Here is a 15,213-nt window from a genome sequence, read left to right on the forward strand (position 1 = left end):
GACGTTGCCCGGCCATCCTGCCATCCGGACAGCGCCACCGCCTCGGACTAATCCATGGGCGAAGAAACGCGCGCGAGGGCGGCACCGTGACGGTGCCGCCCTCGCGTCGGGTGAGCGGGATCAGCCGCGCAGCTCCTCGGCCACGAGCTCGGCGATCTGCACCGCGTTCAGGGCCGCGCCCTTGCGCAGGTTGTCGTTGGAGAGGAACAGCGCGAGGCCGTTCTCCACCGTCTCGTCGGAGCGGATGCGGCCCACGTACGAGGCGTCCTTGCCCGCCGCCTGCAGGGGGGTCGGGATCTCCGAGAGCTCGACGCCCGGGGCGTCCTTCAGCAGCTCGTAGGCGCGCTCGACGCTGATCGGGTTCGCGAAGCGGGCGTTGACCTGCAGGGAGTGGCCGGAGAAGACCGGCACGCGCACGCAGGTGCCGGAGACCTTGAGCTCCGGGATCTCCAGGATCTTGCGGGACTCGTTGCGGAGCTTCTGCTCCTCGTCGGTCTCGAAGGAGCCGTCGTCGACCAGGTTGCCCGCGAGCGGGACCACGTTGTAGGCGATCGGGCGCTTGTAGACGGCGGGCTCGGGGAAGTCCACCGCGCCACCGTCGAAGGTCAGCTGGTCGGCGGTCTCGGAGACCGCGCAGGCCTGGCCCTTGAGCTCGGCCACACCGGCCAGGCCCGAGCCGGAGACGGCCTGGTAGGTGGTGGCGATCAGCGCGGTCAGACCGGCCTCGTCGTGCAGCGGGCGCAGCACCGGCATCGCGGCCATGGTGGTGCAGTTCGGGTTCGCGATGATGCCCTTGGGCCGGTTCTTGATCGCGTGCGGGTTGACCTCGGAGACCACGAGGGGGACCTCCGGGTGGCTGCGCCAGGCCGAGGAGTTGTCGATCACGACGGCACCCTGGGAGGCGACCTTCTCGGCCAGCGCGCGGGAGGTCGCGCCGCCCGCGGAGAAGAGCACGATGTCCAGGCCCGCGTAGTCGGCCGTGGAGGCGTCCTCGATGGTGATCTCCTGGCCCTCCCATTCGAGGGTGGAGCCCGCGGAACGGGCCGAGGCGAACAGCCGCAGCTCGTCCACCGGGAACTTCCGCTCGGCGAGGATGCCGCGCATGACTCCGCCGACCTGTCCGGTGGCTCCGACGATTCCGACCCTCACGGTGACTCCCTTTGGTACGTACGACGCGGGCGCGCGTGGAGCCATCATGCGTTCGACCCCACGAGCCTTGTCCAATCCATTGTCCGAGGTACGGACGGTGTCCTGGATGTGAACCCCTGTGGCGAGTTCGTGGCGGGCGTGTTGCGGGGCCCCTGAACACCCGTTTTGCCTGGTCGGAGCCGGTTAACGTCCGGTCTGTCGTGACCGTTATCCGGACATGACCGACCGCAGAACGAACCACCGAATCGGGGAGATCCACCGTGCGCGCCATCCGCCACCGCCGCCGGTCCATACCGGCGCTCGCCGCCCTCGCGGCCGCCGCCGTCGCCGCACCCGTCCTGCTGGCCGCCACGCCGGCGGCCGCCCACCCGCGCGAGGGCAGGCTGGCCAAGGAGCTGGTGGAGGAGGTCACCGCCAAGGGCGCCTACCGCCACCTGAAGAAGTTCCAGCAGATCGCCGACGCCAACGGCGGCAACCGCGCCGCCGGTACGCCGGGCCACGCGGCCTCCGCCGCCTACGTGTACGACACGCTGAAGAAGGCCGGGTACCAGGTCTCGTACCAGGACTTCGACATCTACGAGGCGCACACCAGGACGGAGAAGACCACGGTCCTCGGCCAGGACTCCCGCGAGCTGGCCACCGCGGCCTTCACCTTCACCAAGCCCACCCCGGCCGGCGGCCTGGCCGCGCCGCTCGCCCTGGCCCGGGTCGACGAGACCCCCGGCTGCACGGCCGACGACTACCCGGCCGGCGCTTTCGCCGGGAAGATCGCGCTGGTCAAGCGGGGTGCGTGCACCTTCGTGGAGAAGCAGCGGGCCGCCGCCGCGGCCGGCGCGCTCGGCGTGATCGTCTACAACCACAGCGGAACCACCCCGGTGCGCGGCGGGTTCTCCTCACCCGCCGAAGGGATCATCCCGAGCGCCGGCATCACGCTGGCCGACGGCGAGGCGCTGACCGCGGCCGCCGCGAAGGGCGAGGTGAGCGTGCGGCTGGAGCTGGACCAGGAGCACGTGAAGAAGACCACCCGCAATGTGATCGCCGAGACCCGCGGCGGCCGCTCCGACCGCGTGGTGACCCTGGGCGCCCACCTGGACTCCGTGCCCGAGGGCCCGGGCATCAACGACAACGGCTCCGGTTCGGCCGGACTGCTGGAGGTGGCCCTGAAGCTCGCGGACGAGGGCGCCAACAAGAAGGGCAAGGGGCCCGCCAACAAGGTGCGCTTCGGCTGGTGGTCGGCGGAGGAGCTGGGTCTGCTGGGCTCGGAGCACTACGTCGCGCAGCTGTCCGAGAAGCAGAAGAAGGACATCGCGCTCTACCTGAACTTCGACATGATCGCCTCGCCGAACCCGGTGCAGTTCGTCTACGACGGCGATGACTCGGACAGGACGGGCGCGGGCGCGGGACCGGCGGGCTCGGCCGAGATCGAGGCGCTGATCAACGGCTTCCTCGACAAGAAGCGCAAGCCGCACGAGGGCAGTGACTTCGACGGCCGCTCCGACTACGGCCCGTTCATCGCGAACGGCATCCCGGCGGGCGGCACCTTCACCGGCGCCGAGGGCATCAAGACCGCCGAGCAGGCGGGGCGCTACGGCGGCACGGCCGGGGCCCCGTACGACCCGAACTACCACGGGGCGGGGGACAACCTGAAGAACCTGGACCTAGGGGTCTTCGACACCAACCTGGACGTGATCGCGCACGCGGTCGGCACCTACGCCGAGTCGCTGCGCTCGCTCGGCAAGCAGTAGGCGCGGAGGAACGACCCGGGGGAACGGCCCGAGGGGGCGGTGCTCGTCAGAGCGCCGCCCCCTCGGGTTTCTTCAATACCGGGTCCTACGGGAGGACCTTCTCGATCTGCACGCTGCCGGTGCCGGCGGCGGTGCCGCGGGCGTTGAGCAGCTGGACCTGGCCGAAGAACTGCCGGCCCTCGGGGGCCGCGCTGTTGACCAGGACGTTCGCCGAGACGGATGCCGAGGCGCCGTTGGCGAGGTTCACCGCGGCGGCCTCGTCGACCTGGACGGAGCCCAGGGCGGCCGAGAAGAACACGTCGCGGTAGTCGTACGTGGTGGTGCCGGCCGGGATCGCGTAGCCGATGACCTTGACGCTGTAGGTGCCCGCGGCCGGGTTGACCAGGCTCACGGCCTCTTCGGAGTCGCCGTCGGCGGAGGAGCCGACCTTGACGCCGTCCTTGTAGACCTCAAGGTCGAGGTCCGCACCGGTGTCGGAGACCTTGCCGATGGCGACGTCGAGGCGGGAGACGCCCTCGCCGATCGTGACCTCGGAGGTCTGGGTCTCACCGTTCGCGATGGTCGGCTTGGCGACCTTCGCGGAGCCGAGCGGGCCGCCCTTGAGCTTGCCGCCGGAGATGGCCGCGGCGTCGTTCTTGACGGTCCACTGGACCGGAGCCGGGGTGCCCTGCTTGACCTCGGGGAGGACCTTGACCGCCGGGTCGAAGCCCGCGCCGAGGACGGAGACGTCCAGCTTGAACGGGTTGTCGAGCAGCGGCGAGGTACGGCGCGACTCGACCTCGATCTCCCAGACGCCGGGCTGCGGTTCGGCGTACGAGCGCAGGTCGGGGCGGCAGGTGTTGGCCGGGTTGTCGTAGTTCGGGTAGCACATGGTGGTCGCGCTGTCCTCGACGCCCACACCGAAGGGGTGGATCGAGATGAAGCGCGTCTGGCTGCCCGGCTTGAGACCGCCGAGGGCGACCTCCAGCGTCTTCGCGCCCTGCGGCACGGTGACGAAGTACGACTTGTGGCTGTTGCGCTGCACCGAGGAGGAGTCCGAGAACGTGAACGACGGCTTCGCCAGCGGGGCGGAGGCGACGACGGTCGTCAGGATCTGCTTGTCGATGCCCTCGGTGGTCTCGTCGTCCAGCTGCAGGATGCCGCTGTGGACGCCGGCCGACTTGACGTTGGCCTCGACCTTGATGGTGACGGGCTTGTTCAGCGGCAGGGTGACGTAGTCGTAGCCGCCGACCACCTTGAAGCTGCCGTCGTTGTTGCGCCAGCTCAGGTCGTGCCGGGTGCCGTACTTGACGCCCGTGGTGCGGGTGACGACGACGTCGTAGACCTTCTTCTGGCCGACCTTGAGGCCGCCCTCGCGGTCGTAGAGGCCGGTGCCGAAGCCCGGGGTCTTCAGGAACTGGTCGATCGCGGTGTCGACCGGCGCCTTGACGGTGAACTCGTTGGCCTTCGCGTCGCGCTGGATGGACTCCCACGCGCCGGGGATGTTGATCAGGCCGGAACCCTGGGCGTGCGCCGGGACGTCGTCGATCTTCTTCGCGGTGCTGGTGAGCGCCACGCGCAGGCTCGCCGGCGTCAGCTTGATGTTCTGCTGCTTGGCGGCCGAGATCAGCAGGGCGCTGGCGCCCGCCGCCTGCGGCGAGGACATCGAGGTGCCCTGGAGCATGCCGTAACCGGCCGGCAGGGTGTAGCCGGCCTCCTTCACGGGCGCGCCGGGCAGCCAGGTCTGGATGGTGTTGATGGCCGCGCCGGGGGCGGTGATGGTCGGCGTGAAGCCGCCGTCCTCACGCGGACCGCGCGAGGAGAAGGGGAACATGTTGTACTTCTTGGTCACGCCGGAGCCGTAGTTGGCGGCCCAGGTCTCCTTGGAGACCGCGGCACCCACGGAGATGACCTTGTCCGCGAGACCGGGGTCGCCGATGGTGTTGACACCGGGGCCCTCGTTGCCCGCCGAGATGACGAGCTGGACACCGTAGGTGTCGATGAGGTTCTTGTAGAGCTCCGAGCGGGCGTTGTTGCCGTCGTTCAGCGCCGGCAGACCGCCGATGGACATGTTGACGATGTCCACGCCGCGGTTGACGACCAGGTCGATCATGCCCTCGGTCAGCGCGATGTTGGTGCAGCCGCCGGACCAGGAGCAGGCGCGCGAGGAGACGAGCTTGGCGCCGGGCGCCTCGCCGTTCATCGCGCCGCCGAAGAGGCCGTTGGCGGAGGTGATGCCGGCGACGTGCGTGCCGTGCTCGGACTCGATGATGCCGACGTTGACGAAGTCGGCCTTCTTGCCGACCCAGTCACCGCCCAGCGGGTCCATCGGGACGTCCTTGCGGATCTCGATCACGAACGGGATGCGCTCGGCGACGTCGGTCGCCGGGTTGTCCGTGCCGAAGTAGCCGATCTGGTAGCCGTCCTTGTACGGCTTCATCGGCTCGTTGTTCGTGAAGTCGCCGTCCTGGTCGGTGTCGACGCGGACGGTGCCGGCGGCGGCGTCGTAGAGCAGGCCGAACCGGTCGGTGGTGTCCCCGTCCCGGTTGACGTCGCCCTTCATGTCGCCGGTGGCCGTGATCGACTCGGTGAACCGGCTCCACTGGAAGTTGCCCTCGGGGGCCTTCCAGCTCTGGCCGCCCGCGGTGAAGGTGCCGCCCGCGGAGGTGACCGGGGTGATCTGGGCGCGCCAGGTGGCGTCGTTGTCGGTGATCGGGTCGGTGGCCGTCACCCAGTCGACGATCTTGCGTTCGCCGGTGGTGGTCTTCTGCAGGGCCGGGTGGCCGAGGTCGACGCCCGAGTCCATGATGCCGATGGTCACGCCACGGCCGTCGGCCTGCGGGTTCTGCTTCACGAAGTCAACGGCACCCGTCTCGAAGGACGGGTTGTACGGGTTCTTCGCCGGGGTGTTCTTGTCCGGCGCCGGGTACGTCTCGGCGGCGGTCTTCTTGACCGCGCCCGAGTCACCCTTGGCGTCGGGACGGGGGTCCGGCAGCTGGATCTCGTGCCGCAGGTCGATGCCGTGCACCGAGGACAGCTTGGTGGCCGCCTTCAGCGCGGCCTCGGCCTTGCCGGTGGGCAGGGTGGCACGCACGTAACCGAGGTTGTCGTACGTCTGGCCCACCGAGGCGCCCTGGACCGATCCGAGCTGGTCCGCCACCTGCTTGGTCTGGCCGGGGGCGGTAGCGACCATGACGGTGACGTTCGCGTCACCCTTGGCCTTGGCCTGCTGCAGGAGTTCGGCGTCGGCCGAACCGAGCTTCTGGTCGGCGGACTTGACCGCGGGCGAGGTGCCCGGGGTGTCCGCGCCGGTCGCCGCGAACACGGGCCCGGCGCCGGTGGCCGCGAGAGCGGCGACCAGACCGGCCGCGGCCGCGACGCGCGCGACGCGTCTGGCCCCGGGTATGGAGCTGGGGGATTCGAGGGTCATCAGCATCCCTGGTAAGTGAAAGATACGGTCCGGATTTCGGTGCCGGATGACCGGTCAGCTTGGTCTAAGCGACAGCTCTTTGGGGAGAGTTGTCATTGACCGAGACCTGTCATGGCGGACTCTCGCCAGTGCGAAGAATGCGCCAGTGCGGCCTTACCGGGGCGTAGTGGTGCGAACCGTAGGGGCTGGTCGGTCGATTTATCGACTTGGCGGCCCTACGTCAGCACCGGGACGCGATCGCGCCCCGGTGCGGGTGTGACAGATTTTGCGCGCTCAGCGCTCGCGCGTGCGCGCGTAATGGCGCGAGGCTTTCGCCCGGTTTCCACATGCGGCCATCGAGCACCAGCGCCGCGTGCCGTTGCGCGAGACGTCGAAGAAGCGCAGGACGCAGGTCTCGGACGCGCACGTGCGGATCCGCTCGGGCGCGGAGCCCAGCAGGTCGAGGTAGCCGCGCGCCGCCGTCCAGGCGGGCCCCCAGGCCGGATCGGCGAACTCGGCGCGCTCGCCCGGGCCTTCGGCGGTCAGGGTGGCACGGATGCGGCCGTGCTCCAGCACGGCGTCGACCAGGGTGCGGGCGCTCTCGTCGGCCGGGTCCGCGACCGCGCGGGCCAGGGCCTCGCGGGCGGTGAGCAGGTGGACGAGGGTGGCCGCGTCCGCGCGGAATCGGCCGGCCAGGCCGGTGCTCTCCAGCCAGACCGCGAGGCCTTGCACCCGGGTGAGCCCGGCGGCACCGGCGAACAGGTCCAGCGGTTCGCCGTCGACGGCCCAGCGGGTGTTGAGCAGGTCGAGGGCGATCGGCTCCCCGGTCAGGGGGCGTGGGTCCGCCGCGGTCATGTCCGTCTCGTCCCTCTCGCCGGGTGGCTAACCCTTCAATGGTACGTGAGCGGTTGACGCGCGCTCGCCTAACCTTTAATCTTGACTTTAAAGGTTAGATCCGATCGTGGGAAGGTTCCTCCGATGTCCGGGGCATACCACTGGGGCGCGCTGGCCGTGCAGGAGCGGGTCGGCGTACGCGACCTCGCCGAGCACGTCGGCCGCTCGATCGGCACGGGCATCCGGGACGTCGCCGCGGCCTTCCTCGGGCTGCAGCCGCACCTGGTCGTCGGCGCCGCCGACGGCGCGGGGCGGATGTGGGCCACCCTGCTCACCGGCGCGCCCGGTTTCGTACGGGCCACCGGGCCGGACCGGATCGCGGTCGCCGGCGGTCCGCCGGCGGGCGACCCGCTCGCCGAGGCGCTGGCCACGGCCGGGACCCGGGTCGGGACCATCGCGCTCGACCCGCGCACCCGGCGCCGGATGCGGCTGAACGGGACCCTGGAGGTGACGCGGGGAGGCTTCGCCGTCGAGGCCGAGCAGGTCTTCGCCAACTGCCCGAAGTACCTGCAGAAGCGGCAGCCGCTGGAGCTCGCCCGGCAGGGGGAGGGCGTGGTGCGGCGCGGGGAGGCGCTGACCCCCGGCCAGCAGCGGACCGTGCGCGGCGCCGACACCTTCTTCGTCGCCACCACGGCGGAGGCGGACGGGGCCGACGCCAGTCACCGGGGCGGGCTGCCGGGCTTCGTGGAGGTGCTCTCGCCGGTCGAGCTGGCCTGGCCGGACTACGCGGGCAACGCGATGTTCCTGACGCTGGGGAACCTGACGGCCGACCCGCGGGCCGGGCTGCTCTTCCCGGACTGGGAGAGCGGGGCGGTCCTTCAGCTCAGCGGCCGGGCCCGGACGGAGTTCGGGGCCGAGGGAAGTCGCCGCACCCGCTTCCGGGTGGAGTCGGTGGTGGAGAGCGTGCATCCGGGGCGGCTGCTCTGGAGCACCCCGGAGTACTCGCCTCACCTGGGCAGTACCACCAGGTAGGCCGCGGGTTCCCCGTCGTCGGAGGCCGTCAGGGCGGTCCGGATGACCGCGGCCTGCTGCTCGGGCCAGTCGCGGAGCTTGCGCGGGGTGATGTGGATGACGGTCACCCCGAGCCGCTCCAGCGTCTCGCGCTTGCGCACGGACTCGGACCACTGCTCGTCCTCGCCCTGGCGCGGGGCGCGGGTGTCGATCTCCACGGCGACGGCCTGCTCGGGCCAGTACGCGTCGACCCCGCCGAGGTGCGGGCCGCCGGGCAGCCGCAGGTCGACGTTCCACACCGGGTCGGGGAGCTCGTAGCCGCGTACGACGCGGTACAGCCGGTCCTCGGCGAGGGCCCGCCCCTCCGCGAGCAGCGACTCGACCGCGTCGACCACGTGCGGCCGGTTCAGCAGCCGGGCCACCGTCAGCTCCCGTACGACGGCGGCCGGTTCGCAGTGCCCGCCGCGGACGGCCTCGCTCAGCAGGCGGCGTACGGTGCCGGCGTCGGAGAGCTGGGTGACGGCGTCGGCGACGGCCCGCGCGACGGGCGCCACCGGCAGTCCGGTCACCTCCTGGGGCCTCGGCGGGGTGTGTGTCCGTACGATCCGCACGTCCCCGGTGGAGCGCAGCCGCCGGGTGCCGGGCACGAGGACGTCGATGTGCGAGAGGGCGGGCAGCGGGGGCGCGGAGCTGAACCGGTACAGGGCGAGCGCCGCCAGCCCGGTGATCATGGCCTCGCCGCCGCGCCGCCCCGCGTACAGCAGCGCCGCGTGCAGCCGCTCCTCGCTCGTCGCGGGACCCGGGTGGAGCAGGAACACCCCGGGCAGGATCTGCTGCCAGGGCCGCTCGGCCGCGTCGGAGGCGGTGACGCCGTGCTCGCGCAGCTGGGCGAGGGTCAGCACGCGGGGGCGGCTGCCGGTGAGGTGGGCGAGGGGGAGGGGTGCGTTGTGGTTCATGACGCGGTGATTCCCTCAGGCCGCGGCCCTGCTAACCCCTGTTACACGCTCGTCGACAAATCCGGACAAGCTAGGGCTAAAGTACGGACGTTCGACTGCCGATGGGGTGCGCCGGTCAGGGGGGCCAGTGCGGGCCGGCTGCGGGTGCCTGGGCGCGGCGCCGTTGCGGGGGCGCTGCCCCCGGGCCCCCGCGCCTCAGACGCCGGCGGGGCTGGATCTCGCGCGGCGCATTCCGCTCTGCGAGGCTGGGTGCCCGGAGGGCAACTCCAGCCCCGCCGGCGATTGAGGCGCGGGGTCTGGGCGGAGCCCCAGCAGGGGTGCCGCAGCTAGTTGGCGGCCGTCGCGTCGCAGGCCTGGGCGCGCAGGGCCCGGGCGAGGTCGTCCCGGGACTCCAGCACCAGTCGGCGTAGCGCCGGAGCCGCATCCGCGTGCGCCGACAGCCACGCGTCGGTGGCCTCCAGCGTGACGGAGTCACTCTGCAGCGACGGGTACAGCCCCTTCACCACGTCCATCGCGATCTGGATCGACCGGTCCGCCCACACCCGTTCGATCACCTCGAAGTAGCGCCCCGCGTAGGCCGCCAGCAGGTCCCGCTGCGAGGACTGCTGCATGCCCGCGATCGTCGCCTCCACCAGCGCGTTGGACAGTGCGTCCGATTCGACGACCGCCGCCCACGCCTGGTCCTTCACTGCCTCCGACGGCCGCGCCGCCAGGCACCGCACCTGGTGCCGCTTGCCCGACGCCGTGTCGTCGCGCGCCAGTTCGGCGGCGAGCGCGGCCTCGTCCACCGCCCCGTGCGCGGCCAGCGGCAGCAGGAAGTCCCAGCGCAGCTCCTGGTCCACCTCCAGCCCGTCGATCCGCGCCGACCCCTCCAGCAGCCCCAGCAGCAGCTGGAAGTCGCCCTCCGTGGCCGCACTCGCCGCGAAGAAGCGGGCCCAGGTCAGCTGGTGCTCCGACCCCGGCGCCGCCAGCCGCAACTCGTGCAGCGCGCCCGCCGCCAGGTCCCGGCCGCCCTGCTCGCGCCAGTCCGGTGCCGCGTAGTGCGTGACCGAGGTCAGGGCCTGCGCGTGCAACTGCTGCAGGACGCCGACGTCCGTCTCCCGGCCCGCGTGCGCCAGGACCAGCTGGACGAAGTCGCGCGCCGGCATCAGGCCGTCCCGCGTCAGGTTCCACAGCGCCGACCAGCTCAGCGCCCGCGCGAGCGGGTCCGTCAGGTCGCCGAGGTGGGCCCGCAGGGTCTCCAGGGAGCCCTCGTCGAAGCGGATCTTGCAGTAGGTGAGGTCCTCGTCGTTGACCAGGACCAGGTCGGGCCGCTCCGTGCCCGCGAGCTCCGGGACCACCGTCCGAACACCCGACACGTCCGCGTCGGCCCGCGCGTAGCGGACCAGCGTCCCGTCGGACTCCAGCCGGTACAGGCCCACCGCGACCCGGTGGGGGCGCAGCTCGTCGCCCTCCTGCACGACCGCCAGTTCGGTCACCCGGCCGCCCGCGTCGTAGGTGATCACCGGGGTCAGCACGTTCACCCCGGCGGTCTGCAGCCAGGCCCGCGACCAGGTCGCCATGTCCCGCCCGGAGACCTCGGCGAGCACCGACAGCAGGTCGTCGAGCGTGGTGTTCCCGTAGGCGTTGGCCTTGAAGTAGCGCCGCGCGCCCTCCAGGAAGGCCTCCCGGCCCACGTAGGCGACCAGCTGCTTGAGCACCGCCGCGCCCTTGGCATAGGTGATGCCGTCGAAGTTCAGCTTGGCGTCCTCCAGGTCACGGATGTCGGCCGTGATCGGGTGGGTGGACGGCAGCTGGTCGGCCCGGTAGGCCCATGCCTTGCGGTTGTTGGCGAAGGTGACCCATGCCTGGTCGAAGCGGGTGGCCTCCACCAGGGCGAAGGAGCCCATGAAGTCGGCGAAGGACTCCTTCAGCCACAGGTCGTCCCACCACTTCATGGTGACCAGGTCGCCGAACCACATGTGCGCCATCTCGTGCAGGATCGTGTTCGAGCGCCGCTCGTAGGAGGCCTTCGTGACCTTGCCGCGGAAGATGTACTCCTCGCGGAAGGTCACCATCCCCGGGTTCTCCATCGCGCCCAGGTTGTACTCCGGCACGAAGGCCTGGTCGTACTTGCCGAAGGGGTACGGGTAGTCGAAGAGCTCGTGGAAGAGGTCGAAGCCCTGCTTGGTGACGAGGAAGACGTCATCCGCGTCGAAGTGCTTCGCCAGCCCCTTGCGGCACATCGCGCCCAGCGGGATGGTCAGGTCCCCGCGCGTGTAGGAGTCCGTCACGTAGTGGTAGGGACCCGCGACCACGCATGTGATGTACGTGGAGATCGGCGCGGTCTCCGCGAACTTCCAGACGCCGGCCTCACGGGACTCCTCCGCGCCGTTGCTCCACACCTGCCAGCCCTCGGGAGCCGTCACCTCGAAGCGGTAGGGGGCCTTCAGATCGGGCTGTTCGAAGTTCGCGTACACCCGCCGTGCGTCGGCCGGCTCGTACTGGGTGTAGAGGTAGACCTCGCCGTCCTCCGGGTCCACGAAGCGGTGCAGGCCCTCGCCGGTCCGGCTGTACGCGCAGTTCGCGTCCACCACGAGGACGTTCTCGGCGGCCAGGCCGTCGAGGGAGATCCGGGCGCCGTCGAAGACGGCGGCCACGTCCAGCGCGCGCCCGTTCAGGGTCACGGCGTTCACCGAGGGCGCGATCAGGTCCGCGAAGGTGGAAGCGCCGGCACCCGCCGCCCGGAAGCGGATCGTCGTCACCGAGCGGAAGGTCCGCGGACCCTCGGCCGGTTCGGCCTCGTCCGCCGCGGACCGGATGTCGAGGACCACCTCGTACCCGTCGACGGACAGCAGCTCGGCCCGCTCGCGGGCCTCGTCGCGGGACAGATTCTCTCCGGGCACGTGCACTCCTTCGTGCGTGATCGCGTTCTTGTGTCGAATCCTCGCACGAGGGAATGCGCGCCACCCGGTACTGGTTGGTGACGGGGAACGTGAGCCCAGTGATGCCCTTTTGCGACCCATGCCGAGACTGAGGAGAGACATGACCGACACCCAGGTGCGCGAGAAGACCCCGGTCGACTTCTGGTTCGACCCGCTCTGCCCTTGGGCCTGGATGACGTCCCGCTGGATGGTCGAGGTCGAGAAGGTCCGCGACGTCGAGGTCCGCTGGCACGTGATGAGCCTCGCGGTGCTCAACGAGAACAAGCTCGACGAGCTGCCCGAGACCTACCGAGAGCTGCTCGGCCCCAAGGGCTGGGCCCCCGTGCGCGTGGTGACAGCGGCCCAGCAGAAGCACGGTGAGGAAGTCACCGGCAAGCTCTACACCGCGCTCGGCACCCGCATCCACAACGACGAGAAGGGCCCGACCCGCGAGGTGATCGCCGAGGCGCTGGCCGAGGTCGGCCTGCCGGAAGAGCTGCTCGCGTACGCCGACTCGGACGAGTACGACGAGGTGCTGCGGGCCTCGCACAACGACGGGATAGACCGGGTGGGCCAGGAGGTCGGCACCCCGGTGATCTCCGTTCCGGGCGCCGAGGGCGATGTGGCCTTCTTCGGTCCGGTCGTCACCCCGACCCCCCGCGGCGACGCGGCCGCCCGGCTCTGGGACGGCACCCTGCTCGTCGCCTCGACCCCGGGCTTCTACGAGATCAAGCGCACCCGCACCAAGGGCCCGTCCTTCGAGTAGGACCGGCCGGCGCACCACATGGAAGACCCCCGTGAGTCACGTCCTCACGGGGGTCTTCCGTTCGACACGCCCGCCGGTGAAGGCTGAGAAGACGATCACGAGGCGGACGGGCTTGTGGGGCTGCGATCAGCCCTTGGCGGGGATCAGCAGCGGGGTGTTCGCCTTGGCGTCGGCGTAGCGCTTGGACACGTCCTGCCAGTTGACGACGTTCCACATCGCCTCGATGAAGTCCACCTTCTGGTTCTTGTACTGAAGGTAGAAGGCGTGCTCCCAGGCGTCGAAGACCAGGATCGGCGTGCTGGCGACGCCCACGTTGCCCTGGTGGTCGTAGACCTGCTCGACGACCAGGCGGCCGCTGACGGGCTCGTACGCGAGCACACCCCAGCCGGAGCCCTGGGTGGCGGAGGACGCGTAGGTCAGCTGCTTCTTGAACTTCGCGAAGGAGCCGAAGGACTCGGTGATCGCGTCGGCCAGGTCGCCCAGACCGTCGGCCGCGGTGGGCTCGCCGCCGCCCTCGCCGGTCTTCGGGCTGGCCATGTTGTGCCAGTAGATGCTGTGCAGGATGTGGCCGGAGAGGTGAAACGCGAGGTTCTTCTCAAGGCCGTTGAGGGCGCCCCAGTTCTCCTTGTCGCGAGCCTCCGCCAGCTGCTCCAGCGTGTTGTTGGCGCCCGTGACGTAGGCCGCGTGGTGCTTGTCGTGGTGCAGCTCGATGATCTGCGGGTTGATCACCGGCTCCAGCGCCGCGTAGTCGTACGGAAGCTCAGGAAGCGTGTAGATGGCCATGCGTGTTATCCGGTCCCCTCAGCGTGCCAATCGCTTATTGCAATTAATGCGCAACTGCACGCTAGCAGTATCTATTCCTCTCCTCACGTAAGGGCTGCCTCTCCTGCCCGGACCTCCGGAACGCCGGAGGCCGGGCCCATGCGATCGCATGGGCCCGGCCCCTGACGTGCCGTCCGGTGCGGGTGTTACGCCGCCGCGGCCCGGCGCTGCATGACGTAGCCGGCCGCCGCGAGGGCGACGGTCAGCCCGCCGGTGAAGACCACCTGGACCCGCGTGTCCTCGCCCAGGGCCATCAGCACCAGGACCCCGGCCACCCCGGCCAGCGCCACCCAGGTCAGATAGGGGAAGCCCCACATCTTCACGACCAGCTTCCCGGGGGCCTCGCGCTCCAGCCGGCGGCGCAGCACGAACTGCGAGACGGCGATGAAGCCCCAGACGATCAGGATGACCCCGCCCACCATGTTCAGCAGCCAGGCGAACAGGGTGTCCGGGTACCAGTAGGACAGCAGCACGGTGACGAAGCCGAAGCCGCAGGAGACGAGGACCGCCCGGCGCGGCACCCCGCCGCCGGCCTTGCCCAGCGCCTTGGGGCCCTGGCCGCGGGAGACGAGGGAGTAGGCCATGCGCGAGGAGCCGTAGATGTTGGCGTTCATCGCGGACATCAGGGCGATCAGGATGACCACGTTCATGATCTCGCCGGCGGCCGGGATGCCCAGGCGGTCAAGGGTCGCGGCGTACGGGCCGTCCGCCGTGACGGCCGGGTCGTTCCACGGCAGGAGGGTGACGATGACCAGCATGGAGCCCACGTAGACGATCGCGATCCGCCACATGGTGGTCCGCACGGCCTTGGCCACGCCCCTGACCGGGTCCTCGGACTCGGCGGCCGCGATGGTCACCGTCTCCAGTCCGCCGTACGCGACGACGGAGGCCAGCAGTCCGACCAGCAGGCCGTCCACACCGTGGGGCAGGAAGCCGCCGTCGTGCAGCAGGTTGGCGGAGCCGGGGGAGTCGGTGCCGGGCAGCAGACCGAGCACGGCCAGCACGCCCAGGCCCAGGAAGAGCGCGATCGCGCCGATCTTGAGGGCGGCGAACCAGAACTCGAACTCGCCGAAGTTCGAGACGGCGGCGAGGTTGGAGCCGCAGAACACCGCCATGAAGACCAGCACCCACATCCAGGAGGGGGTGCCCGGGAACCAGCCGGTCATGATGTGCGCCGCGCCGATGGCCTCGATGGCCACGCCCACGCAGAGCAGGGTCCAGAACATCCAGCCGGCGGTGAATCCGGCCCAGGGGCCGATCGCCCGCTCCGCGTGCACGGAGAAGGAGCCCGAGGCGGGATTGGCGGCGGACATCTCGCCGAGCATCCGCATCACGAACATCACGAGCAGCCCGGACGCGGCATACGCGAGCACGATCGAGGGACCTGCGGCGGCGATGCCGGCGCCGGAGCCGACGAACAGTCCGGCGCCGATGACACCGCCGAGGGCGATCATCGAGAGGTGGCGCTGCTTGAGTCCGTTGCCGAGGGGTGATCCGGCGCCGGTCTGCGGTGCTTCAGGGGGTGTCAGGGTGCTCTGGCTCATTTGCGCCAGTCTGCCGAGTGTCCGATCGCCGGACATTCGATGTCCGATATTCGGACGACGGCTTCACGGTTCGTGATCATCCCCGTACGCTCGCG

The 15,213-nt window shown here is 70.6% G+C and carries 10 protein-coding genes; 3 read left to right on the forward strand and 7 right to left on the reverse strand.

The window, feature by feature from the left end:
- Window positions 1–120 precede the first annotated feature (120 nt).
- Entirely contained in the window at window positions 121–1,149 is a 1,029-nt protein-coding gene (locus tag ACZ4YL_RS04750) for an aspartate-semialdehyde dehydrogenase (protein ID WP_468113728.1), read from the reverse strand.
- Window positions 1,150–1,409: 260 nt separating this feature from the next.
- On the opposite strand from ACZ4YL_RS04750, the gene ACZ4YL_RS04755 reads away from it, so the two are divergent.
- Window positions 1,410–2,894 (forward strand): M28 family metallopeptidase, encoded by a 1,485-nt coding sequence (locus ACZ4YL_RS04755; RefSeq protein WP_468113730.1) that lies wholly within the window; start codon window positions 1,410–1,412, stop codon window positions 2,892–2,894.
- An 85-nt stretch (window positions 2,895–2,979) separates the two neighbouring features.
- On the opposite strand, the gene ACZ4YL_RS04760 is transcribed toward ACZ4YL_RS04755, so the two are convergent.
- Both ACZ4YL_RS04760 and ACZ4YL_RS04765 read right to left on the reverse strand, forming a co-directional pair.
- Entirely contained in the window at window positions 2,980–6,303 is a 3,324-nt protein-coding gene (locus ACZ4YL_RS04760) for a S8 family serine peptidase (protein WP_468113732.1), read from the reverse strand.
- A gap of 273 nt (window positions 6,304–6,576) precedes the next feature.
- Entirely contained in the window at window positions 6,577–7,137 is a 561-nt protein-coding gene (locus ACZ4YL_RS04765; RefSeq protein ID WP_468113734.1) for a CGNR zinc finger domain-containing protein, read from the reverse strand.
- Between the two features lie 123 nt (window positions 7,138–7,260).
- Here ACZ4YL_RS04765 and ACZ4YL_RS04770 point away from each other — a divergent pair, with 123 nt between their 5' ends.
- Window positions 7,261–8,148: a pyridoxamine 5'-phosphate oxidase family protein gene (locus ACZ4YL_RS04770; protein WP_468113736.1), complete on the forward strand. Its 888-nt coding sequence runs from the start codon at window positions 7,261–7,263 to the stop codon at window positions 8,146–8,148.
- On the opposite strand, the gene ACZ4YL_RS04775 is transcribed toward ACZ4YL_RS04770, so the two are convergent.
- Entirely contained in the window at window positions 8,124–9,083 is a 960-nt protein-coding gene (locus ACZ4YL_RS04775) for a hypothetical protein (RefSeq protein ID WP_468113738.1), read from the reverse strand. The genes ACZ4YL_RS04770 and ACZ4YL_RS04775 overlap by 25 nt on opposite strands.
- Before the next feature lie 326 nt (window positions 9,084–9,409).
- A complete protein-coding gene (gene pepN / locus ACZ4YL_RS04780) occupies window positions 9,410–11,968 on the reverse strand; it encodes an aminopeptidase N (RefSeq protein ID WP_468113740.1) in 2,559 nt (852 codons plus the stop codon).
- 139 nt (window positions 11,969–12,107) lie between these two features.
- Here pepN and ACZ4YL_RS04785 point away from each other — a divergent pair, with 139 nt between their 5' ends.
- Entirely contained in the window at window positions 12,108–12,752 is a 645-nt protein-coding gene (locus ACZ4YL_RS04785) for a mycothiol-dependent nitroreductase Rv2466c family protein (RefSeq protein WP_468113742.1), read from the forward strand.
- 126 nt (window positions 12,753–12,878) lie between these two features.
- Here the strand turns inward: ACZ4YL_RS04785 and ACZ4YL_RS04790 are convergent, their stop codons facing one another.
- Both ACZ4YL_RS04790 and ACZ4YL_RS04795 read right to left on the reverse strand, forming a co-directional pair.
- Entirely contained in the window at window positions 12,879–13,535 is a 657-nt protein-coding gene (locus tag ACZ4YL_RS04790; protein WP_468113744.1) for a superoxide dismutase, read from the reverse strand.
- A gap of 185 nt (window positions 13,536–13,720) precedes the next feature.
- Window positions 13,721–15,118, reverse strand: a complete 1,398-nt coding sequence (locus ACZ4YL_RS04795) for an amino acid permease (RefSeq protein ID WP_468113746.1) — start codon at window positions 15,116–15,118, stop codon at window positions 13,721–13,723.
- Window positions 15,119–15,213: the final 95 nt, after the last annotated feature.

This window comes from Streptomyces sp. NPDC030021 (assembly GCF_055574035.1).

What these genes read in the sequence shown, in the direction of transcription:
- ACZ4YL_RS04795 (WP_468113746.1), bottom strand. Translation starts at nt 15,118, where the DNA reads ATGAGCCAGAGCACCCTGACACCCCCTGAAGCACCGCAGACCGGCGCC.
- ACZ4YL_RS04785 (WP_468113742.1), top strand. Translation starts at nt 12,108, where the DNA reads ATGACCGACACCCAGGTGCGCGAGAAGACCCCGGTCGACTTCTGGTTC.
- ACZ4YL_RS04760 (WP_468113732.1), bottom strand. Translation starts at nt 6,303, where the DNA reads ATGACCCTCGAATCCCCCAGCTCCATACCCGGGGCCAGACGCGTCGCG.
- ACZ4YL_RS04765 (WP_468113734.1), bottom strand. Translation starts at nt 7,137, where the DNA reads ATGACCGCGGCGGACCCACGCCCCCTGACCGGGGAGCCGATCGCCCTC.
- ACZ4YL_RS04775 (WP_468113738.1), bottom strand. Translation starts at nt 9,083, where the DNA reads ATGAACCACAACGCACCCCTCCCCCTCGCCCACCTCACCGGCAGCCGC.
- ACZ4YL_RS04790 (WP_468113744.1), bottom strand. Translation starts at nt 13,535, where the DNA reads ATGGCCATCTACACGCTTCCTGAGCTTCCGTACGACTACGCGGCGCTG.
- ACZ4YL_RS04770 (WP_468113736.1), top strand. Translation starts at nt 7,261, where the DNA reads ATGTCCGGGGCATACCACTGGGGCGCGCTGGCCGTGCAGGAGCGGGTC.